This window comes from uncultured Clostridium sp. (genome assembly GCF_934754925.1).
GTDB lineage: Bacteria > Bacillota > Clostridia > Clostridiales > Clostridiaceae > Clostridium.
Genome location: NZ_CAKVJA010000002.1, coordinates 121,782 through 146,015, shown reverse-complemented (window position 1 = coordinate 146,015; position 24,234 = coordinate 121,782). Strand labels below are relative to the sequence as shown.

The following is a 24,234-nucleotide window of genomic DNA, read 5'->3' as shown; positions in this document are numbered from 1 at the left end:
TCATCTTTATTTATATTATTTTGCATATTATATAACCTCCTTTTCTAAAAGATTAAAATCCTTAAATTGCTCATAGTAAATATCGTAGTAAGCACCTTTTAATTTTAATAATTCTTCATGAGTTCCCTTTTCTTTTATTTCACCATTTTCTAAATAAACTATTAGATCTGCATTTTTAACAGCTGAAATTCTATGTGCAACTATAAAAGTTGTACTTTGCTTTTCCATTTGTGATAAATTTCTCAATAGCTGTTGCTCTGTTTCCATATCTAAAGCTGAAGTTGAATCATCTAAAATCAAAATAGAAGAATTCCTTATTAAAGCTCTAGAGATAGATATTCTTTGCTTTTGCCCCCCAGAAAGTCCTATCCCTCTTTCTCCTATTTCAGTATTAAATCCTTCATCTAAAGCTTCTATAAAATCTAAAGAACATGCTAATTTAGAATATTTTTTCACATCATCTATATCTGCATTTTCATTACTAAACTTTATATTATTTAAAATTGAATCAGAAAATAAAAAGGTATCTTGTGGCACAATTGCCATACTACTTCTTAAAACTTCTAAGTCATAATTTTTAACATCTACATTATCAACCTTTATACTACCTTCTTTTACATCATAGTATCTTCCTATAAGATTTAATAAAGTTGATTTTCCTGAACCTGTAGTTCCCATTATAGCTACTGTACTTCCTGCCTTAATATCTAAATTAATATTTTTTAATACTAGTTCATCATTATATCTAAAACTAACATTTTCAAATTTAATATCACCCTTAATCTTTTTATTATTTAATAAACCACTTTTTATTTCAGGTTCTCTTTCTATAATTGCAAATATCTTTTTAGCCGAAGCTAAATTCCTTGAAATTAAATCTGTAAGCTCTCCAAGCATTCTCATGGGCCATATAATATTCCATATATATCCGCTAAAAGCTACTAAAACTCCAATAGTCATCTCTTCATTCATAACTAAATATCCACCTAAAACTATCATTATTACTAATGAAATGTTAGTTAAGAACTCTATTTTAGGAAAGTAATTTCCTATTACTTTTGCTTGATTCATATTTAAGTCATAGTAAGACTTATTTAATTTTAAAAATTTGTTTATCTCATACTTTTCTCTTGAAAAAGCTTTAACAAGTCTTATTCCTGCTATATCTTCTTGTGCAGTAGTATTTATTTCTGCCGTCTTATCGCTTATTTCTTCATAGCATTTACCAAATTTCTTTTCAAGTTGAACTGCAATAAATCCTATTGGAATCATAACTATAAAACATGCTAAAGCTAATTTCCAATTTAGAGAAAATAAAATTATTGTTGATATAATAAAATAAATTATATTTTCAACAAAAAGCCTCAATCCATAACCGATAGTTTGCCATATATTTTCTGCATCTTCTCCAATTCTTGACATTAACTCTCCAGTATTCATTCCATCAAAATATTTAAATTCTAATTTTTGAATACTAGTAAAAAGATCATTTTTAATATCTTGATGAACCCAAGTACTCAATAGATCATATTTAAATTCTTTATTATAACCAAATATTGCTTTAATTGCTGAAATAACTAATATAGCCCCTAGAACAAAAAATATAATTTTTTCATTTCCAGCAATAATTCCATAATCTATAAATATTTGTTGCATATATGGAATTAACAAATCAACCCCAATAACAATAAGCATGGATATAGTTCCAAATATCAACGTTCTCCTATACTTTAATACGTACTTAAATACTTTAGTCATTACTGACTCCCCCTTTAGTTTAAAATTTAATTGTTAGCCAACTTTTAGATCTCCACTCTTCATAATTTTACCTCCCTTTACAATAAAAAAAGTCATGGTATCGCCATGACTTTTTATTACAATAATATAATTAAATATATTTCTATAAAAATATATAAAAAGGCCATGGGTAATAACCACGACCTCTATTTATTAAAAAAAAATTTTTATTTAATTTTATACAAACATTTTAGTTATATAAAACCATAGAGATAGGGTTATTTTTATTTATTCTCTTTTCTTTACAATTATTTAATTTAATGTTTAACATACTCCTACCTCCTAAACAACTTATTCTTTTTCCATTATATTCCTGTTAATGCTGTTAGTCAATATTTTCTTTTTTTATTTTTATTTAACGTCTTATATGAATTCCCTGTTTTTCCCACGTGTAATATCTCTCTATATACAAAACATATTAATATAACTTATGAAAGGGAGGATTTATAATGAGAAAAAATAAGTTATTTGTTTTTATTCTAGCTTTTATTTTATCAATAAGCTGTTTTGCTACAATGGCCTTTAGCCACGCTATCACTTTAGCCTCAGATGATTCAGAATTAAATTGGTATTTTGTAAACAGAGGTAAAGACACTTTACCAGAATGTCCTAAAGAAGCTACAGGGCTTTTATCTAAATATGATGCTTATTATCTAGGTGACACTAATGAAAAAGTTATTTATTTAACTTTTGATGAAGGATATGAAAATGGTTATACACCAAAAATATTGGATGTTTTAAAAGAAGAAAATGTTCCAGCAGCATTTTTTGTAGTTAAACCTTACATAACTCAAAATCCAGAAATTATAAAAAGGATGGCGGATGAAGGTCATTTAGTATGTAACCACTCAAATCATCATCCATCAATGGCAACTATAACTGATCCTGAAAAATTTAAACTTGAATTTACAGATGTTGAATCAGCTTATAAAGAAATAGTTGGTAGTGATATGCCTAAATTTTTTAGACCTCCTATGGGAAAATACTCAGTAAACTCTCTAAAGAAAACCAAAGATCTTGGTTATAAAACAATTTTTTGGAGCTTCGCATATAAAGATTGGATTATTGATAATCAGCCTAGTGAAGAAGAAGCAATTAAAAAAATTACAAATGGTGTTCATCCTGGATGTATAATGCTTATACATGCTGTCTCTAAGACTAATACTGCTGTTTTAAAAACTGTAATACAACAAATTAAAGCTGATGGTTATGAATTTAAATCACTTAATGAACTTCCAGAATATCAATAATATACTTTAACCTATATTTTCCTAAGTATTTCAATTAAAAAAGTCATAATAAGTAAGTTTTTTAAACCTTATTTATTATGACTTTTATATTTTATATTCCGAAAGCTTTCACTATCTCTGTTTTTTTAATAAGTGATGCTTCTATTATTTCTTTACAATCAGAAGGTATATTTTCATATCCCTCCTTATTTCCTAAGCTATTAAAATTAACAAATACATTTACTATAGAACTTTCTATAGAACTATGTAAAAGGATTGCTGCAACTATAGCATCTGAAGTTAAATTTTTATTTCCATACTCAACTGCAAATTCTATATTTTTATAAAACTCTAAAGAATCCTTAGCTAGATTTAATGGTGATTCCATTGCTGCTATTGTTTTTTCTCTAATCATTTGTGATCTATATTTTTTTTCTTCATCAGTATCTTTTGGCAATTTAAATGTATCCATTAAAGCTGTAAAAGTATCTCTATCGGCTTCCATATAAGCAATACTTTTTCTTATAAACTCTTCACAACTTGTTTTTAGTTTTATCATTTTTTCTTTTTTATTATTATCTAGCTTTTCAAAAGCTTTCTTATCTACTGTAAATGAATATACCATAGAATTCAATGCTCCTGACAAAGCAGAAACTAATGCTGCGGTACTCCCACCACCTGGCGATGGTAAATCCGTCTTTAGTTCATATAAAAATTTTTCTATTGAATAGTCTTTAAAATCCATTCTAACACCCCTTTATTTTATTACTTCATTATAAACATTTATTATTTTTTTTATTATGACATTAGCACTAAACTTTTCAGTACAATAATTTCTTAATTTCTCTGGATTATACTCTTTATTATTTTTTCTTATATACTCCATAGCATCACTTAGTTCTCTTTCATTATCTATTTCAACTAATATTCCAATCTCTTGATTTACTATATCTTCTGCTCCACCATTAAAAGTCCCTATTACAGGCTTACCACTAGCCAATGCTTCAATATAGACTACTCCAAAAGTTTCGTATCTTGAAGGTAAAACAAAAGCATCACACTTATTCATCCACCCAGCTACCTCTTCTCTAGATAAGGCTCCTGTAAACGTCACCTGATTTTCTATACCTTCATTTTTAGCTATACCTTCTAGCCATTCTCTTTGGCTTCCATCTCCACCAATAACTAATCTTGCTCTTTCATTTTTAAATTTCTTTGAGAATGCTTTAATTAAAGTATCAAATCCTTTTTCGCCCTCTAAAAAAGCAACACTAAAGAATATAAATTCATCACTTTCTTTTTTAATATTTCTTATATCAAAAAGAGATAAATCAACTAAGTTACCTATAACTTTTATATCTTTTCTATTTGTTAATTCTTCTATTTCTTTTTTAAGTCCATTTCCAACTGCTATTATAGCATCTGCACTTTTATAAGAATTAACTATTCTCTTATAATAACTTTCTCTAACATATTGGCCTCTTTTTACAGAAGAATGTTCCGTAATAACTAAAGGAATATTATATTTTTTTGCTACATAAGCCGCACTTATTCCACCCCAAAGTGATGATTGTGCATGTATAACATCAACTTTTCCTTCCTTTTTTACAACTTCCTTATATAATTTTTCCATTCTTTTATCAAAAATATTAAACATTAATGGATGTTTAGGTACAAAATTATAATTTTTATATCTATAAGTTCTTAGTCCTTTTTCAATATTAAAATATAAACCACTTTTCTCTTTTACTTTCCCCATTAACGTCAATGGCCAAATTTCATTATATGCAACTGTAACCTTTACTCCACTTTCTTGAAGTTTTGTTGCTTGCTCTCTAAAAAAACTACCATGAACTTTATTTCTGTTATTATCATACCAAGAAGGTATAAACATTACATGCATAATAATTACCCCTTTAAAATATCGTTAAGCTTTTTAGAAATATATTGCCATTTATATTCTTCAATAGGTCCATACTTTTCATTATTTTCAAGCATAGAAACTATTTTATTAATTCCATTTATAATCTCATCAGTATTATTATTTACAACAATACATTTTTTCTTGTTTTCTACTACATCCCTTATAGGATCATTTTCATCTCCAAGAATAACAAAAATAAGACCATCTGCTCCAAAATAATCATAAATTTTAGCTGGAATTTGTTTTGAGTTTTTATTTCCAAATAACAACAACACTTCACTGTTAAGCATGTATCCTAACGCTTCATCATAAGGAATTCTAGGTGAAACATTAACATTGTCTACTTCTATTAATTTGTTTTTAATTCCCTCATCATCAATATTTCCAAAGAACATAACATTTAATTTATTATATAACTCAATATTATTTTCTTTAATATTATTTAATGCTCCTATAAATGGATTAACATCTCTAAGTTTAGAGAAAATCTCTCCTGCATAAACAAAATTAACTTTATCTTTATTTATAAACTTAGGTTTAGCGCTTTTTTTAATTTCATTATATTGCTTTTCATCATAGCCTCTTGTTACTATGAAAGTTTTTTCCACAGGAATATTATATGAACTTACATAATCATCCCTATTAGCCTTAGTTACAAAAATAAATCTATCACTAAGCTCAACAATTTTCTTTTCAAATGAACCTTCGAACTTTCTTCTTGCCTTACTTATATTAGCTCTAGTTGAATCTTTAAGCCATGGATCACTCCAATAAGTAACCCATGGTAAATCTCTAAACTCTTCTTTAATCTTAAGAGCACAAATATGGCTTGATGGTGGCTCATGCATTGAAAACATAACATCAAAATTTTCTCTTTTTACTAATTCAATACCATATTTACTTGCAGACTTAGCCCAATTGAAATACATATCCGGTATAGCTACAATAGATTTACCCTTTTTAAGTAAGGTTTTTACGAAACTTTTGTTACCTTTAGCTACATTAGTTACTTGTGTATTAAGAGATTTCTTAGGCATTATTTTCTCAAATATTTTTCCACCAGAAATTATATGCATTTTAACTTTTTTATCTAACATACTTAATATATACTCATCATAATAAATTGAATTTTTAGGAAAATTTACAGTTAAAAGATGAACTTCATTTCCATCAATCTTAGCTAAATTATTTAAGTATTGTAAAGTTTCAATAGATGCTGAATTATTAATTAATGGCGAATAGCATGCTATAAATAGTATTTTCATATTTTCCTCCTAAATCTCTTTTTTAGATAATTTACTTTTTATCATATCTATTGCTTCATTAAATTCTTCAATTCTTAATATTTTACATGCTACAAAATAAATAATAGCTCCTACTATCCCATTAAGTAAAATAGTTAATATTGAATTATTTAAACTAATCATATTATTTAACAATATAAGTACAAGTAGCATTGACATTGCTGATAATGATATTTTTAATAATTTTATTATCATAGGAATAACATTAAAACTTCCAACAAATTTTCTAGTAGAGATAAATAGTAATACTGCTGTTATTATCGATGCTATTGTAGAAGCTATCGCTACACCAAATATTCCAAATACTTTTGCTAAACTAATACTTAAAATAATATTTATAACTACTCCAATTACTCCATTAATTGTTGTCACCTTAGTTTTTTGCATCGAAAATAATGACGAGTTTAAAATATCTCTAACTCCTGTAAATGGTAATACTAAAGAATAACCTAAAAATGCACTTGCTGTGATTCCCACGGCTACATCATTAAATTTACCCCTTTCATAAAAAACACTTATAATTTCTTTATTTAATAATATAAATCCAATAGAAATAGGTACTAACAACAAAGCAATTGTAGAAATTGACTTTGTTAAGTACATAGCAAACCCTTCATTATCTCCTTCATTTAATTTATTTGCCATAAGGGGATACATAACAGATACAATAGATGTTGTTATTGCAGTATTGGCAAAAACTATTATTTTTTGAGCAAAATCTAAAGCACTAACAGCTCCATCTCCTAAAGATGATGCAACTTTCATATCAACTACCATATTTAATGAATTTGCACCTGAACCAATTATTACAGGTATAATTAATATTAATATTTTCTTTATTCTATCATCTTTAAGATTAATAAATAATTTAAATCTATATCCATGCTTATATAAAACAGGAATCTGAACCGCAACCCTTAAAAAGTTTCCAATAACATTTGCAATAGTTAATCCAATAATACTAATATCATTAAAGCATAATAAATAAATTATCATTGGTGCATTAAAGAACATCCCTAAAATTGAAGGAACAATAAAATCCTCGCATACTTGTAGCATTGCAGTATAGCATGCATTTATTGATAAAAATAAAAGATTAAATAAAGTTATTCTTGTTAAAAAAACTGTAAGAGTAAACTTTTCTTCATTAAATCCATTAAACATAAAAGCAACTATTTTGTCTGTAAATATAAATCCTAAAGCAAATGTAATTATTGAAACAACTAATAATATAGAAATAATATTATTAGAAAACTTAAACATTTCATCTTTATTCTTTTCATATTTAACTTTACTAAGCATTGGAATAAATACTGTGGATATCGCAAGACCTACAATAGTAAAAACAGTTTCTGGTACAGATACCGCTGCTTTATATGCATCAGTATAAATACTTACACCAAACTGATATCCAACTAGCATATCTCTAAACAATCCTAAAAATCTGCTTAAGATGCTAATTATCATAACTAAAAAGGCTGCTTTAAATATCTTATTGCCCTTCATTATTTATTACCTCTACTCTTTGCAACAGTCCATATAAACTTAGGAATACTTCCAAGTCTTTTAATTCTCCACGGCTCTTTCGCAACCCTATAAGCCCATTCCATCCCTATATTAATCATCCACTTTGGAGCTCTATTTACTTTTTCAGCAATTACATCAAAGCTTCCTCCAACACCCATATATATCTTACATGGAAGCTGATCCATATACTTTATAATAAATCTTTCTTGTCTTGGACATCCCATTGCAACAAATAATGCTAGTGGTTTTTTACTTTTTATATCTTCTAATATTTCTTTTGGATTATCTAAATCAAAAAATCCATTATGATATCCAACAATATTAATTTTAGGATAGTCTCTCATTATATTAGCAGCACAATCCTTTAAATTCTCTTCACTTGCTCCTAATAAATAAATTCCTTCCCCTTTCTTTTCACACTCAGCAATTATTTTTTTCATAAGTTCAATTCCAGCAATTTTCTCTTGTACAGGAGTTTTTAAAATTTTACCACTAATTTGTGTTCCAACACCATCAGGTATTATTAAAGAAGTTTCAGACGTAAAATTATCAAATAACTCTTTATTATTTAATCCTGTATATAGAACTTCTGGATTGCCAGATACTATATGAACTTTATCGTAAGAAAATACTGTGCTTAAACACTTTTCTATATCTTCAGAGAAAATTTTATATCCTAATATATTTATACTTTTAAAGTTATCTTTTTTCTCCATATAACTCATCCTTCATTATCCCTTATTTATCATAGTATCTAATTGTTTAACTATTTCATCTTCTGGATTTAGATTTTTTGCTATATCTAAATGCAATTTAGCATTTTCTAAATCATTAAGATTTAAATAACACATTATAATATTAGTGCATATCTCAACATCCCTTGATGCTTCAAAGGCTTTCTTGAAGTATTTAATTGCTTCTTCAAATTCACCAATACATGCATAATTTAATCCAAGCTCAACTATAACTTCAAGTATTCCACTTTCTCTTTTTACACTTTCTTTTAAATAATAAATAGCTTTATGATAATTCTCTAATTTTCTAAAAGCAATTCCTAAATAATAATAAATAAGTGGATTCTCTTCAAACTCTTCACCTAGCCTAAGTAATATTTCTATACTTTTAGCTGGATCTTCAGCTAATAATTCTATAGCCTTTTCATAATCTGATATATTATTTATATCATTATTTATTATTTCAATTTCTGGCGTTACTTTTCCACCATTGTTAAAATACTCATTTATAGCAACCTTAGCGCCTTTAAAATCTCCTTCATCTTTTAATACAATAGCCTTATATAAATATGGTTCAGCTATTTTTAACTTATTTGATATACAATAATCTATATCTTCAAGTAATATATCTTTAAAACTACTTTCCTCTTCCTTAATAGTTTCTCCCACAAGTAGTATTTTTTTCATAACCTCTAGGTCTTTAGAATATGTATAATATCCTTTTAATAAAAGATATGCATCTAAATATCTTTTTTCTTCTATTCTCTTACTTATAAGTGATTTAATACATGTTTCAGTATCTTTTATATAATCTAATATAAGTTCATAATCATCATTAAACCTTAAATTTTCATCACTTCCAATAGCAATAAACATACCTTCTATAAAATAATATATTGGAAGGTTCTTAATTTTTATTTCATCATTTATATTAGAACTAATATATTCAGAACTTATTGGTAAATATAAATCTTTATTTTTAAAAGTCACATATGATGGTATTCCTATATTTTCTTTAAAACCATCCTTATTCATTTCTAAAAATAATAACTTACCTAATCTTTCTTTAATTTTTACCTTATAATCCATAAGTTACACTCCTTTAGTAAATTATTTCATTATTCATAATACAGTATTAACATAAAACTTTCAAATTAAATGCTAAAATAATAAAAAGCTATCGGTATCCCGATAGCTTTTTATTGTATTATGCTAATTTTTCATTAATTATTTCCATAACTTTTTCATTGAATTTTGCTAGTTTTTCTTCAGCATCTACTAAACTTTCACCCTTAACAGCTGAGTAAATTTTCATTTTTGGTTCAGTACCTGAAGGTCTAACAACAAATGAAGATCCATCTTCTAATATATATTTTAATACATTAGACTTAGGTAAGTTAATAATACTTTCTGTATTGTTAATTAAGTTTTCTTCTTTGCTTAACTTATAATCAAGCTTTGTTGCAATCTTAACTCCATCAACTTCTGTTAACGCAGTGCTTCTTAAAGAATCTAAACAATTACCTATCTTTTCTTGTCCTTCTTTTCCTTGTAATTCAATTGAAATTAAGTCTTCCTTAAAGAATCCAATTCTATTGTAAAGTTCGATTAATGCTTCATAAAGGCTCTTACCTTGTTCTTTATAGTAAAGAGTCATTTCAGCTATTAACATTGAAGCTATTACAGCATCTTTATCTCTAACAAATTCACCTGCTAAATAACCATAACTTTCTTCAAATCCAAATAAATATTTCTTATCTCCATTTTCTTGGAATTGTCTAATTTTTTCACCAATGTATTTAAATCCTGTTAATACATCCATTATTTCTACACCATAGTAATTAGCTATTGCTCTAGCACCCTCTGTTGTTACTATAGTCTTAATTACAACTCCATTTGAAGGTAATTTTCCTTCTTCTTTAAGTGAAGATAATATATAATCTGTTAATAAAAGTCCTGTTTGGTTACCAGTTAAAACTTTATATTCTCCACTATTTTCTTTTACTACAACACCAATTCTATCGCAGTCTGGGTCTGTCCCAAAAATAATATCTGGATTGCTTGTCTTAGCCATATCAAGAGCTAACTCAAAAACTTGTGGATTTTCTGGGTTTGGATAAGAAGCTGTTGGGAAGTTACCATCTGGCATTTCTTGTTCTTTAACTACTTCTACATTTTCATATCCTAATTCAGCTAATACTCTTCTTACTGGCATATTTCCACTTCCATGTATTGGAGTATATATAACCTTTAAGTCTTTAGCCTTTTCTTTTACTAATTCAGTTCTTATTGTAAGCCCTTTAACTTCTTCAATATAAGCTTTATCTACTTCTTCTCCAATATACTCTAAAAGATTGTCTTTTAAAGCATCTTCTAATGAAATAGTTTTTATATCTTCATAGTTTACTATACTATTAACTTCTCCTATGATGATGCCTGCTTTTTCATCTGTAACTTGACCACCAAATTCATCATAAACCTTATATCCATTATATATCTTTGGATTATGTGAAGCAGTTATTACTATTCCACCTTGACAATTTAAATATCTAGATGTAAATGAAAGCATTGGAGTTGGTCTTAAGCTTTCAAATAAAAATACTTTTATATTATTTGCACAAAGAGTTAACGCTGCAGCTTCTGCAAATTCCTTTGACATATTTCTTGAATCATAGGCAATAGCTACCTTTGGTGATTCAAAAGATTTATTTAAATAATTTGCAAACCCTTGTGTTGCTTTTGAAACTGTATATACATTCATTCTGTTAGTTCCAGCACCAATTACTCCTCTTAGTCCACCAGTACCAAAATCTAATTCTTTATAGAATCTATCTTCTATTTCCTTTTCATCACTAATACTTCTTAATTCATCTTTTATTGTTTCTGATATTACCTTTGAGTTTAACCACTCATTGTATTTCTCTTTATAATCCATATTATCCCTCCTAAAAATTTTCAATAGTCTATACCTTAGTTATTATATACCAAACTTAAAAAAATTTAAATAAAAAAATAATAGATATAGGTAAATTTATCTATATCTATTATTTTTAGTTTATTTTTTATTATTTTGCTACTTCTTCTGAATCTTCTTCTTGAGCTAATTCATTATTTTCTTCAACAGTTTTACGTTCATAGCTTACTGAAGCAATAACAGAATTTAAATCATCTAAGACCGATATTTCAGATGCAACCTCTAAATCACCAAATTTATAAACTGATCCAACATTTCCTGTTCCAATATTAAATTCAATATATTTAGGCAATGCTTCTACTGAGCATTCTACCTTTACACTATCTTTCTCCTTTTGTAATACAATTCCTTTTTTATTTAGATACTCTTCTCCTATATAATGAATAGGAACTGATGAAACTATCTTATTCTTTCCTTTTAATTCTTCTAAATCTAAGTGAATTATTTTATTAGTAACAGGATCCCTTTGTACTTCCTTTATTAATCCCTTATGTGTTTCTCCATCTAAATTAAATTCTAATACACCATGTTCTCCATTAATACCTATTTCATGGCATAACTCTAATTCTCCGACTTCAAATAATAAGTTATTAATTTTTTTACCATATAATACCCCTGGAACCTTTCCATTTCTTCTTGCTTTTTTTGCACTATTTGGAACATCTATAGGTCTTTTATTCATTTCTAAATTTGACACTTCACATTACCTCCTATGATTTTAAAATTCTCTTAAGTATTTTTGACAGATATTACTGAATTTATACACTTCATTTACACCTTATCCATAAAAATATTATTTTTTCAAAAAATTCTTATATTTGTAGCTCTATACAAAATTCATACTTTTATTCTTTTTATCTACTTTATTTTATTTTTGCATATAATAATATTACCTTATATTACAATTTAAGTATTAAATACCATTTATATGTTTAGATATAGACAAATTCTATTTTTATGATAAAATGATATAGTGGTATACTAAATAATCAGTAAAGGAAGTGATTTTTATAGTAAAATACCATATAATAATTTCATAAAAGCGCCAGAACTTAAGTAAAATAAAACTCTTACTAGGCGTAGGAGTAAGTTTACCTAGCCAAATCAAAGATTATTGGTAAAAAGGAAACTCCTACTAGACGTAGGAGTAAGTTCGACCAACCAAATCAAAGATTACTGGTAAAAAGGAAACTCCTACTAGACGTAGGAGTAAGTTCGACCAACCAAATCAAAGATTATTGGTAAAAAGGAAACTCCTACTAGACGTAGGAGTAAGTTCGACCAACCAAATCAAAGATTTGGGGTCTCACTTAAGTTGACGAGGATGGGGAGAATCGAATTCTTCGGCGGGTGCCCCACGGTATCGCACTACCGTTAACGACTAGTAAAACTATAAAGTGATTTATAGGACAATCCTAGTCTGGTGTTAAAACCTTCATTGTGTTTTGATGTCCTAGTATTAGTATACCTTTTTTAAATGCTAGAATCTCTTATCACAATAGATAAAAATAAAACAAAAAAATAATTTAAAATTTGGAAGGAAGATTTATTATGTGCGGAATAGTTGGTTATGTTGGAAAAAGACAAGCGTCTAATTTATTAGTAGAAGGTTTATCAAAATTAGAATATAGAGGTTATGATTCTGCTGGTGTTGCAATTCTTAACAACGGAATTAATGTTAGAAAATTTAAAGGTCGTTTAAATAATTTAGCTAATAGCTTAAAAGAAAATCCTATTGAAGGTCATATAGGAATTGGACACACTAGATGGGCTACTCACGGTGAACCATCTGATGTTAATTCACATCCTCATACTACAGAAAATGCTACTATTAGCGTTGTTCATAATGGTATTATAGAAAACTATATGAAATTAAGAGAATGGTTAACTGCAAAGGGCTATACATTTTTCTCTGAAACTGATACTGAAGTTATACCTAACTTAGTTGACTTTTATTATGAAGGAAATTTATTTGAAGCTGTAGTTAAAGCAACTTCTAAACTTGAAGGAAGCTTTGCTATTGGTGTTATTGCTAAAAATGAACCTGACAAAATAGTTGCTGTTAGAAAGGATAGTCCTCTTATTGTTGGACTTGGAAAAGATGAAAGTTTTATAGCGTCAGACATTCCTGCCGTTCTAAACCACACTAGAGAAGTTTATCTTTTAGAAGATAAGGAATTTGCAATTCTTACTGAAAATGGTGTTGAACTTAGAAATGAAGAAGGCGAAAAAATAGAAAAAGAAATTTATCATGTCACTTGGAATATAGATGCAGCAGAAAAAGGTGGATTTGAAGATTTCATGTTAAAAGAAATTCATGAACAACCAAAAGCTGTTAAAGATACTCTAGCTGGTAAAATAGCATTAAATAAAGAAATAACAATTGATAATATTTCATTTACTAAGGAGCAATTGGAAAACTTTGATAAAATATATATAGTAGCTTGTGGTACTGCTTATCATGCCGGAGTTGTTGGTAAAACAGTAATTGAAAAGTTTGCTAAAATTCCTGTTGAAATTGATATAGCATCTGAATTTAGATATAGAGATCCTATGATAACAAATAAAACTTTATTAATAGTTGTGTCTCAATCTGGAGAAACTGCTGATACTTTAGCTGTTCTTAGAGATGCTAAGAAACAAGGTGCTAGAGTTTTAGCTATTACTAATGTTGTTGGTTCTTCCGTTTCAAGAGAAGCTGATGATGTATTTTACACTTTAGCTGGTCCTGAAATTGCAGTTGCTTCAACTAAAGCATATGTTACTCAATTAGCTGCATTTTATATTTTAGGATTATATTTTGCTTCATTAAAAGGCACTATGTCAAAAGATGAAATTGAAGAAATTAAAGGTGAATTATTAGAAATACCAAACAAAATTGAAAAAGCTCTAGGAATGAAGGACGAACTTCAAAAGTTTGCTTCTTCTCATTATAATCATAAAGATATGTACTTTTTAGGAAGAGGACTTGATTATGCAGTAGCTATGGAAGGTTCTTTAAAGCTTAAAGAAATCTCTTATATCCATTGTGATGCTTATGCTGGTGGAGAATTAAAACATGGACCTATTGCTTTAATAGAAAAGAATACAGCTGTAATTACTCTTTTAACTCAAGAAGCTTTAAAAGATAAAATGATTAGTAACGTAAGAGAAGTTTCTACAAGAGGTGGAAATATATTTGCAGTTGTAAATGAAGGTGATACTACTTCAAAGGAAGTTGTTGATTCATTAGTTTATATTCCAAAAACTATTGATATACTAACTCCACTTATAAGTGTTGTTCCTCTTCAATTAATTTCTTACTATATTGCAAAACAAAAAGGTTGCGATGTTGATAAGCCAAGAAATCTTGCAAAATCAGTAACAGTTGAATAAAAGAAATAGGATATACCATTATGGTATATCCTATTTTTAATCTAATTAAATAAATCCCTAATCTCATCCGCACTTAGTGAACTTAAGAATCCACCATTAGTATAATTTCCACTCATTATTTCATTTATTATTTCCTTCTTACTTTCTTGAAGTTTTATTATTTTTTCTTCTATACTACCTTTTGCAATAAGTTTAATTACCTCTACAACATTCTTTTGCCCAAATCTATGAGCTCTATCTGTAGCTTGATCTTCAATTGCAGGGTTCCACCATGGGTCAAAATGAATTACTACATCAGCAGATGTTAAATTAAGACCTGTTCCTCCAGCTTTTAATGAAATTAAGAATATTTTCACCTTATTAGATTCATTAAACTCATTAACTAATTGCACTCTTTCAGATGCTTTAGTTGAACCATCTAAATAGAAATACTCTATTCCTTCTGCTTCTAATACCTTCTTTATACTATCAAGCACTGATGTAAATTGTGAAAATAAAAGTATTTTATGCTTTTCTTTAATAAAATCTTGTATAAGTTCTACAGTAACATCTATCTTACCACTACCACCAGTATATCCTTCTATAAGAATAGATGGATCTAGTGTAAGTTGTCTTAATTTTGTTAGATAAGAAAAAATAGTTATCTTGTCAGTTGTAAAGTCTTTTTCCTTCATTTTTACATTAACATCATCTACATATGCCTTATATACCTTTTTCTGTTCCTCTGTCATTTCAATTAGAAATCTCTTTTCAATTTTATCTGGTAATTCACTCATTACATCACTTTTTAATCTTCTTAATATAAATGGTCTAATAAGTTTCTTCAACTCTTCAGAACCGTTCTCACCCTTCATAAATTTATCTTGGAACTTTCTCTTCGAATATAAGTATCCTGGTAAAATATAATCAAACAATGACCATAGTTCAATTAAATTATTTTCTATTGGTGTACCTGTTAATGCAAACTTTACTTTTGCTTTTAACTCTTTAACTACCTCACTACTTTGAGATAATGGATTTTTAATATTTTGCCCTTCATCTATTATACAAAAGTCAAAAGTTATATCATCATATAAATCATGATCATTTCTCAATGTTCCATAAGTTGTTATTAACACATCTATATCTTTTATTTCATCTTTAGTAAATTCTCTATTCTCTTTATTTCCATGAACAACTTTTATATTCATAGTAGGTGCAAATTTTTCAAATTCACTTCTCCAATTATATATTAATGATGTTGGGGTAATTATAATACTTTTTTTATTTTTTTCCGATAATAAAAATGCAATAGTTTGTATTGTCTTTCCCAATCCCATTTCATCAGCTAATATACCCCCAAATTCATAATGACTTAGTGTTTTAAACCATTTAAATCCAGTTAATTGATAATCTCTTAAAGTTGCTTTTAATTCTTCAGGAACCTTATAATCTATTTTCTCTAAATTTTCTATCTTATTTGAAATATGTTTAACAATATCTCTTCCTTCAATAAATAGTAAATTATTATCTTTTAAACATTCATTTAAAAATATTGATTTACTCTTATGAACTTTTATTTCATTAGATTTTATATCAGTATCATCACTTAAACTATCAATAAGATTAAATAAATTTTTAACCTCTTCTTCTCTAAAATCAATAAAACTTTCATCTTTTAACTTGAAAAACTTCCTATTTTCTTTAAAAGCTTCAATTATCTTTTTATACTCATCTTCATTTACATTTTCAATATTAAAAGTAAACTCTAAGTAATTTCCACTTCCTTCTGAAATTTTTGCATTAATAGATGTAGCTCCATAAATTCTTCTTTCCTTGAACCTATCTGAGTAAAATATAGTTGCTTCCTCTTTTAAAACTGTTAAATCCTCAGAAAGCAATTCAAAAAGCTTTTCATCATTACCATTAAAAATAAACTTATCATTATTTCTATAAAAAGATAAATTATTTAATAATTGTTCTATTTTTTCTTCTTCATTTATATTTCTAATTACATATTCATCATCTTTAGGCCCCTTTAATATATTAAAGCTTATCTCTCCATAAATAGCTTTAACTTCTGCCCAAGTTTTATTTCTTTCTCTATCAAAATAAACTTCTAGTTTTAAATCCTCTTTAACTATATTTTTATTTAAATTTTCATCAATACATATATTATCACTTATAAGCTCTAATAATGGTATTACCTTATTTATTACCTTTTGTTTATTTTTATTTTTAAATGAAATACTACTTTCTTTATTCAAAATATCATTTATTGTTTTATAGTATTTTATTTGCTTAAAATTAGGAAGATATAATTTACTATTATATAAATAAACATCCCCTTTATAAGTCATAGGTTTTGGTAGCTCTGCAGTAGATGATAGTTTTATCTCATTATTCTCTTCCTTTATACTAAATTTTATAGGTAAGTCTTCTCTTAATATTTCAACCTCTTCACTTAATTCATCTTCAGTTAATGAAATACTTTCATTTTTAATATTATTTAAAAACCTTCTTAATGCGCTCTGTGGAATAAACAATGTTTTATTACTTCCAAAAACATTATTAGTAATTCTTTGTACTGAATACTCTTTTTCAAAGGCTTCATTTAAAGATACATATTCTTCAATAAAATTTAAAACTCTTTCATCATCATCAGAAAAATAATGAATTGTAGGATCATATTTAAATTCTTTTCCATAAGATAGTATTTTATTATTTTTTTTAGCATTTATTAAATCTATTATGTTCTTTACAACATAATATCTTTTTACTCCTATCTTTAAGTCTAATTCATAATAAAAACTATTTCTACTTACACTTTTTTTACTTATATTTATTTTTAGATTAACCCTTTCCCTTTTATTTTTAATAACTTTATCTATTTCATTTAAAATAACTTCAGAATAATCTACTTCCTCATTTTTATTCGTATTTCTTAATGAATCATTTTTTAATTTCTTTTTTTCTTCTACAGCTTCAGCAAATTTATAAAATGTAGCAGCAATATGTTTACATATATATGTAGAGTTAAAATCACAGTTATTTTCAAAATCCCTACAATTACATTCTGTATAAATTAAATCACCTTTTTTTATGTCAAAAGATAAATTTGTATTATAAACACTAATATCACTTTCAGACATTATTTTTCCATAAATATCTAAAGATCCATATTCTCTATCTGCCATAGACTTAACATCTAATACTAATCCTTCCTTATAACATCTCATCCCTTTATGTAGGCGATTATTTATATCCTTTTTTATTATTAAAGTATTTAACTGTGTTACGTCCAATTTTTCCACCTCATTAAATGAAACTATTTATTTTATAAATATCTTTATTAGCTTTTTATAACTATATTTAAGCTATTATCAAAAGCCACTAATAGATATTTTACCACACTATTCTACTCTTCTTAAAACAAAAAATAATCTATTGAATTAATATTACCCAATAGATTATTTTTATCTATACTTTTTTAATTTATAATATTTCCTTATATTGTTCTTCCTTAAATCCTACTAATACTTTATCTTCACATATTAAAAGTGGCCTTTTAACAAGTTTTCCATCTGTAGCAAGTAGTTTTATCATTTCTTCTCTAGACATATCCTTAATCTTATCTTTTAACTTCATTTCTTTATATAAAACACCTGAAGTATTAAAGAACCTTTTAATTTCTAATCCACTTAAATCTATCCATTTTTCTAATTCTTCTACTGTAGGATTTTCTATAGTTATATCTCTATCATTAAAAGTTACATTATTTTCTTGTAAAAACTTTTTAGCTTTTTTACAAGTTGTACATTTAGGATATTGTAAAAATAATTTTTCCATAATTATCTCCTTTTAAATTATTTTTTATCATTCTATCATAATTATTATGTAATAGTAAATATTATCTTATAAATTTTTATTTATCTTTCTGCATAATGATTTATTTTTTAATATTGTATATAATAAATACAATATTACTTTTATTGTAATATATTTATATACTATAGTTTAAGGGAGTGATTATTATGAATAATTCATATTCTATTGACAATAATTCATTTACTACTATTAACAATCTAATAAATAAAAGAGAGTTTTCGTCAGCTGAGAGTTTATTAAATTCTTATATAGATAAAAATGCTGATTATCACTATCTTTATAGTCTTCTATTAGAGAAAAAAGCTTGGTTTGAAGAATCCTTAAATCATTTAAAAAAAGCTATTTATCTTTCTCCTAATAATGCTTTATACAAAGAAAGTTTAATTAATTTACTAAGTAGACATAGACATTACTCTGATGACTACTATAATAATGGTTACAGAAAGCGTAGCCGCGGTTGTGCTTGTTGTTGTTGCGATGATTGTTGCGATTGTGGTAACTTTAGCTGTTGTGATTTAATATGCCTAGATCAATGCTGTGAATGTATGGGTGGAGATTTAATCGATTGTATTTAATATTTATTTCTATTATTTTATATGAATCACTTATTTAGATTAAGTTGAATATATTATAATAATTCAATAATCTTTTCTAAGGAGATTTATTTATGAACCCTTATAAAGTGCTTGGTATAAGACCAAATGCTTCATTAGACGAAATTAAAGATGCTTATGAATCATTAGCAAACACCTATAGTATAAATAATTTTAATGGTTCTCCTGAAGAACCTCTTGCAGAGGATAAAATTTCAGAAATAAACGAAGCTTATTCAACTCTAACTAATAATTTTAAGTATAAGAATATAAGAAATTTAATTGAAAATAAACAGTTTTTATCAGCAGAAACAGAACTTAATCTAATATCAGACAAAGCCTCACCTGAGTGGAATTATCTACAAGGTTTTGTATTATTAAAAAAAGGTTGGTTTAAAGCTGGCGTAAATCATTTAAAAACAGCTGCTGAATTAAATCCTAATAATGAAGAGTATCAAGAAGCTTTAATGATACTTGTTAAAAAGGTTAGAAAGATGAAGGCAAATTACGCTCGATCAATGCAATATAATAGTGCTAATAATAACAATAATATGTGCGGTGGCAATGGTGGCGGTCAAACAAACAACATGTGTGGTGGTTCTGGTAATGGTGGTGGAATAGATCCTAATATTTTAAATATGTTTATGAACGCTAATGGTGGTAACCCTATGGGTGGAGCTAATCCTATGAACGGTGCTAACCCTATGAGTGGTGCTAATCCTACTAATGGAATGAATTCTACTAACAATACTAACCCTATGGGAAATATAGCTAATATGATGAACGGTATGGGTGGCATGGGCGGAGGCAATCCTATGCAAAACATGCTTATGCAAAGCTTAATGAGTGGCGGAAATGGAATGAATATGTGTGGAAACTCTGGTGGCGGTGGAATGTGCTAACATTTCTTTAAATACTTTAATCTTAATAAAGGAGAAGTTTAATGTTTGGCTATGTTACACCTCTTAAAGGCGAACTAAAGTTTAAAGAATTTGAATACTTTAGAAGCTATTATTGTGGATTGTGTAATGAAATTAAACGAGAATATGGTAATATTCCTAGATTTTGTTTAAGCTACGATTTAACCTTTATAGGATTCTTATTAGATGGGCTTTATAGCACTCCACTAATCTTCGATTCCATTAAATGTTTAAGACACCCCAACAGAAAAATTATAATAACTAAACAAACAGATGCATTAAATTATTGTGCTAATTTAAGTATACTTCTTTTTGATTATAAACTGAAAGATAACATAAAGGATGACAAAAGTGTAAAAAGTAAGCTTTTTAAATTTCTTCTTTCTTCATCTTCAAAAAAAAGCTTACTTGAATTAGATACTCTTTCTGATAAAATATCAAATAATATAGACATGTTATCAAATTTAGAAAAATCAAAACAACTCTCTTCTTTAGACGAAATAACACATCCTTTTAGTGATATAATGGGAAGTATTTTAAGTAACTTTCCATATAAATTTGAAGATGATTCTCATATATTACGGGAAAATCTATATAGTCTTGGATATTTTATTGGAAAATGGATTTATTTAATAGATGCTCTTGATGATTTGAAAGACGATATTAATAGCAATAACTTCAATCCTTATAATGTATTATTTAACTCAAATTCATTGAACTTTGACGAATTAATTTTATCATGCATTAACGAAATTGATTTTTATATTTCAAATTGTCTTGTAAATTGCAGTGATTTTCTTAAAACAATTCCTTTTAAAAAACATTATAGTATTATAGACAATATAATAAATTTAGGAATGATAAATAAATATTATGAAATTTTAAAAAAAATACCTGCAATAGAAAATAATAAAATAAATACCAATAGCTAAAAAGCTACTGGTATTTATTTTATTTACTGTATGCTGTTATATCTCTCTTTGTATCTAAAATTGCATTTCCATCTTTATCAAGATCAAATAATGATGTTACTGTAACTTTTGTTATATCACCCTTTAAATTTTCTATCTTCGCTATGAAATAGTTTCTCGCTTTTTTCTCTATCTTTTGTGGTTCTTCTACTACACTTGTAAATGTGCCTTCTGTTGTCTCAACTACAATTTCAGTTTTTTCATCTGTTGTACCGAAAACATAGGAATTACTAGTAGCATTATATAAATTAACTCTTATTAGTGCTCCATCAAATTGAACTGCCTCTTTAACTAAATTTAAATTTAATTCCTTTTCATTATTCATTGGAACATCAAAGTCTATACATTCTATAATACCATCTGGTGAAACTGACCATCCATCATCTTCTTTTATTAATGCATATACATAATCTTCTATAGTTTCTTCCTCATCCACTACCGCTGAAATAGTCACTACTGCTTTTTTTAAATTTTCATTTACATCTTCTATGCTTTTTACTATTGAAGATTTTATATTTAGCTCTTTTCTATTCTTTTTCATTACTTTTATTATTTGATTTACATCATATCCAATATAATCTATATATTCATTTGAATATAACTTAACCATTTCTTCTATATTATTCTCTAAATTATATGTATTAAATAAATTAATTGCCTCTTCAGCTGTATTTGCTCTAACCATTTCAACCTTCTTAGTACATCCAAAAGATAAAAAAACAAAAACCGATAAAATACTTAATATTCCAGATATTTTTAATGTTTTTTTCATAAAGTTTCCTCACAATCTATAATTTCTCTTAATAAGTATATATCATATTTTGAAAATTTCATCAATATTTACACAACTTAGTTTTCAAATTATTTAAAACTTCTAAGTGATTATCATAGTCTTTTATTACTCCCTTTATATCATTCATTATACTTTGTTCAATATTTTTATTATCTTCCATAAATTTATTAGCATTCTTTATTCCCATATTCATAGCTTTTATTGCATGTTCGCATACTTCAGCATCTGTATCAACTGGTATAAGCTTTATTTTCTCAAATGTTTCTGCTATATTTCCTCTTATACCTAATGAATCACTTGCATTCCCCCCCATTTCTTTTATTCTATGAGTTATAGCTTCTTCATGCCTTTTAAATGATTCTATAATTTCTTTTAATGTGCTTTTAAGTTCTAGATTTTGAGCTTTATCTAAATAATCTTTAAAGGTAGCTCCTCCCATATGGATCCCTGTAAGGAACTTATTTAATTCTTTAACTATTTTTTCACTCATTTTATCACCTCTAACCTTTTTACATTATTTTCTCCATTTTTCAAAATAATATTTATCAAAATTTAAAAGCCATACAAAAATACTCTGCATGGCTTTTAAATTAATCTAAATCTTTAATATAGAATCCTTTATTATAAACTTTTTTATCATACTTAATCTCAATGTTATTGCAAGCTCTAACATCTTTTTTATTTACAATAAATTTAATTCCTTCTATTACTTCTTCAATATCTTCATTAGTCTTAAAGTCACAATATAGTTCATAAGCAGGCCTACCACAACCATAGAAAACCTTTATTCTTATATAATTTTCTGAACTTTCATTTATTAAAGTTTCTAGAGCTTCTCTTGCCTTATTATCAAATTTTAATTTCATAATATTACTCCTTCTCTCGTAAAATAGATATATTTTATATTATATATAAAATTATCCTATATTAAAATACAGATTATATAAAAATAAAAACTCCTTAGTAAAATAATATATTGTACTTTACTACAGAGTTTTTTATTATTAACTATTTACCTAAACCAAATTCACTATGAAGTAATCTTATTGCCTCAGGAACCCTTTTGCTATCAATTAAACACCAAATAGTCATATTTGAGTCTGTTGTTTGTAATACTTCAATATTATTACTTGTTAGAGTATTTATTATTCTTGCCATAACTCCTGGAACTCCATTCATTCCAGCGCCAACAATAGCTATAGTACTACACCCTTCAATAATTGTATACTTAATTTCAGCTTTACTCATTATTTCTGAAAGTTTATCTTTTTCACTTGCATCAATAGTAAACATTTGATGCTCTGGGAAAATGTTTATTAAATCTAAACTTATATGATTTTTAGCTAATAATTCTAAAAGATTTCTATAAGATCCTTTATCTCTATTATCCGATAATCTTACTCTTACCTGAATTCTATTATTTAAATGAGTTATTCCTGAAATCAATCTTTTTTCTTCTTCTGAAATATTACTCTTAATCATAGTACCCTTTGAATCATTCATAGTATTCTTAATAGCTAATGGTACATTACCTTTTTTAGCTAAAGCAACAGCTTTTGGATGAATAACCTTTGCCCCTTGATCCGCTAGTTGGAATCCTTCATTATATGTCATTTCATTTATAAGAGATGCATCTGCTACCATTCTTGGATCTGCTGTCATTATACCATCAACATCAGTATATATATCTATCTCTTTAGCATCTAATGCAACTCCTAATATACACGCTGAAGTATCACTTCCACCTCTTCCTAAAGTTGTGAAAAATCCATCTTTAGTAACTCCTTGAAAACCTGTTACTACTGGTACTTTTCCTTCTTTTAGGATTTTCATTATATTACGAGTATCAACATCAATAGCTTGTGCATCAGTGTGGACATCATTTGTTATAATTCCTGCTTGCCCTCCAGTTAATGGAACTGCAGTTATTCCATGTTTATATAAATCATTACATAATACTACTGAACTTATTATTTCTCCACAACACATTAATAAATCTTGAGCACTTTTATTATTATTTTTAAAATTATCATCTACAAGTGATAATAGGGTATCTGTGGCATACGGTTCTCCTATTCTTCCCATAGCCGAAACTACTACTACTGGTTTTAATCCACTTTCAATTGCTTTCCCTATTTTCTTTATTACTTGTTTTCTTCTTTCCTCTGTAGATACAGATGTTCCTCCGAACTTTTGCACTATTATATCCAAGGAATCTCCCCCTTA

General features: G+C 26.9%; 20 protein-coding genes. 5 read left to right on the top strand and 15 right to left on the bottom strand.

What is annotated here, in order from left to right:
- Nucleotides 1-27: 27 nt before the first annotated feature.
- Complete coding sequence (locus tag Q0G30_RS02130) at nt 28-1,758, bottom strand: ABC transporter ATP-binding protein (RefSeq protein WP_294385877.1); 1,731 nt, start codon at nt 1,756-1,758, stop codon at nt 28-30.
- Nucleotides 1,759-2,246: 488 nt separating this feature from the next.
- Between Q0G30_RS02130 and pdaA the strand changes: the two genes are divergently transcribed.
- The gene (gene pdaA, locus Q0G30_RS02125) at nt 2,247-3,047 is read left to right on the top strand and encodes a delta-lactam-biosynthetic de-N-acetylase (RefSeq protein WP_294385874.1); all 801 of its coding nucleotides are present in this window, start codon (nt 2,247-2,249) and stop codon (nt 3,045-3,047) included.
- Between the two features lie 91 nt (nt 3,048-3,138).
- On the opposite strand, the gene Q0G30_RS02120 is transcribed toward pdaA, so the two are convergent.
- The 8 genes from Q0G30_RS02120 to Q0G30_RS02085 form a co-directional block, all read right to left on the bottom strand.
- Nucleotides 3,139-3,771: a cyclodeaminase/cyclohydrolase family protein gene (locus Q0G30_RS02120; RefSeq protein ID WP_294385871.1), complete on the bottom strand. Its 633-nt coding sequence runs from the start codon at nt 3,769-3,771 to the stop codon at nt 3,139-3,141.
- A gap of 12 nt (nt 3,772-3,783) precedes the next feature.
- Nucleotides 3,784-4,929, bottom strand: coding sequence for a glycosyltransferase (locus tag Q0G30_RS02115; protein WP_294385869.1), 1,146 nt, complete (start codon nt 4,927-4,929; stop codon nt 3,784-3,786).
- Nucleotides 4,930-4,934: 5 nt separating this feature from the next.
- Complete coding sequence (locus tag Q0G30_RS02110) at nt 4,935-6,215, bottom strand: glycosyltransferase (protein WP_294385867.1); 1,281 nt, start codon at nt 6,213-6,215, stop codon at nt 4,935-4,937.
- 9 nt (nt 6,216-6,224) lie between these two features.
- Nucleotides 6,225-7,760, bottom strand: a complete 1,536-nt coding sequence (murJ, locus tag Q0G30_RS02105; protein WP_294385864.1) for a murein biosynthesis integral membrane protein MurJ — start codon at nt 7,758-7,760, stop codon at nt 6,225-6,227.
- Nucleotides 7,760-8,497 (bottom strand): WecB/TagA/CpsF family glycosyltransferase, encoded by a 738-nt coding sequence (locus Q0G30_RS02100; RefSeq protein WP_294385860.1) that lies wholly within the window; start codon nt 8,495-8,497, stop codon nt 7,760-7,762. Before Q0G30_RS02100 ends, murJ begins: the two co-directional genes overlap by 1 nt.
- A 15-nt stretch (nt 8,498-8,512) precedes the next feature.
- Nucleotides 8,513-9,604, bottom strand: a complete 1,092-nt coding sequence (locus tag Q0G30_RS02095; protein ID WP_294385857.1) for a hypothetical protein — start codon at nt 9,602-9,604, stop codon at nt 8,513-8,515.
- Nucleotides 9,605-9,722: 118 nt separating this feature from the next.
- A complete protein-coding gene (locus Q0G30_RS02090; protein ID WP_294385855.1) occupies nt 9,723-11,450 on the bottom strand; it encodes a phospho-sugar mutase in 1,728 nt (575 codons plus the stop codon).
- A gap of 130 nt (nt 11,451-11,580) precedes the next feature.
- Nucleotides 11,581-12,186, bottom strand: coding sequence for a 50S ribosomal protein L25 (locus tag Q0G30_RS02085; RefSeq protein ID WP_294385853.1), 606 nt, complete (start codon nt 12,184-12,186; stop codon nt 11,581-11,583).
- An 854-nt stretch (nt 12,187-13,040) separates the two neighbouring features.
- Here Q0G30_RS02085 and glmS point away from each other — a divergent pair.
- Complete coding sequence (glmS, locus tag Q0G30_RS02080) at nt 13,041-14,864, top strand: glutamine--fructose-6-phosphate transaminase (isomerizing) (RefSeq protein ID WP_294385850.1); 1,824 nt, start codon at nt 13,041-13,043, stop codon at nt 14,862-14,864.
- Nucleotides 14,865-14,905: 41 nt separating this feature from the next.
- Here glmS and Q0G30_RS02075 read toward each other — a convergent pair whose 3' ends face one another.
- Both Q0G30_RS02075 and Q0G30_RS02070 read right to left on the bottom strand, forming a co-directional pair.
- Nucleotides 14,906-18,148, bottom strand: a complete 3,243-nt coding sequence (locus tag Q0G30_RS02075; protein WP_294385848.1) for an SNF2 helicase associated domain-containing protein — start codon at nt 18,146-18,148, stop codon at nt 14,906-14,908.
- 190 nt (nt 18,149-18,338) lie between these two features.
- Entirely contained in the window at nt 18,339-18,692 is a 354-nt protein-coding gene (locus Q0G30_RS02070) for a Spx/MgsR family RNA polymerase-binding regulatory protein (protein ID WP_294385846.1), read from the bottom strand.
- A 185-nt stretch (nt 18,693-18,877) separates the two neighbouring features.
- Between Q0G30_RS02070 and Q0G30_RS02065 the strand changes: the two genes are divergently transcribed.
- The 3 genes from Q0G30_RS02065 to Q0G30_RS02055 all read left to right on the top strand — a co-directional run bounded on the left by Q0G30_RS02065 (nt 18,878) and on the right by Q0G30_RS02055 (nt 21,176).
- On the top strand, nt 18,878-19,306 hold the full coding sequence (locus tag Q0G30_RS02065) for a molecular chaperone DnaJ (protein WP_294385844.1): 429 nt from the start codon (nt 18,878-18,880) through the stop codon (nt 19,304-19,306).
- Between the two features lie 92 nt (nt 19,307-19,398).
- Nucleotides 19,399-20,226: a J domain-containing protein gene (locus Q0G30_RS02060; protein ID WP_294385841.1), complete on the top strand. Its 828-nt coding sequence runs from the start codon at nt 19,399-19,401 to the stop codon at nt 20,224-20,226.
- A 41-nt stretch (nt 20,227-20,267) separates the two neighbouring features.
- A complete protein-coding gene (locus Q0G30_RS02055) occupies nt 20,268-21,176 on the top strand; it encodes a DUF5685 family protein (protein ID WP_294385839.1) in 909 nt (302 codons plus the stop codon).
- Between the two features lie 19 nt (nt 21,177-21,195).
- On the opposite strand, the gene Q0G30_RS02050 is transcribed toward Q0G30_RS02055, so the two are convergent.
- The 4 genes from Q0G30_RS02050 to dapG form a co-directional block, all read right to left on the bottom strand.
- Entirely contained in the window at nt 21,196-21,987 is a 792-nt protein-coding gene (locus tag Q0G30_RS02050) for a hypothetical protein (RefSeq protein ID WP_294385837.1), read from the bottom strand.
- 61 nt (nt 21,988-22,048) lie between these two features.
- Nucleotides 22,049-22,498, bottom strand: coding sequence for a DUF2383 domain-containing protein (locus tag Q0G30_RS02045; RefSeq protein WP_294385832.1), 450 nt, complete (start codon nt 22,496-22,498; stop codon nt 22,049-22,051).
- A gap of 100 nt (nt 22,499-22,598) precedes the next feature.
- On the bottom strand, nt 22,599-22,874 hold the full coding sequence (locus Q0G30_RS02040) for a hypothetical protein (RefSeq protein WP_294385829.1): 276 nt from the start codon (nt 22,872-22,874) through the stop codon (nt 22,599-22,601).
- Nucleotides 22,875-23,016: 142 nt separating this feature from the next.
- Entirely contained in the window at nt 23,017-24,219 is a 1,203-nt protein-coding gene (gene dapG, locus Q0G30_RS02035) for an aspartate kinase (RefSeq protein ID WP_294385826.1), read from the bottom strand.
- Nucleotides 24,220-24,234: the final 15 nt, after the last annotated feature.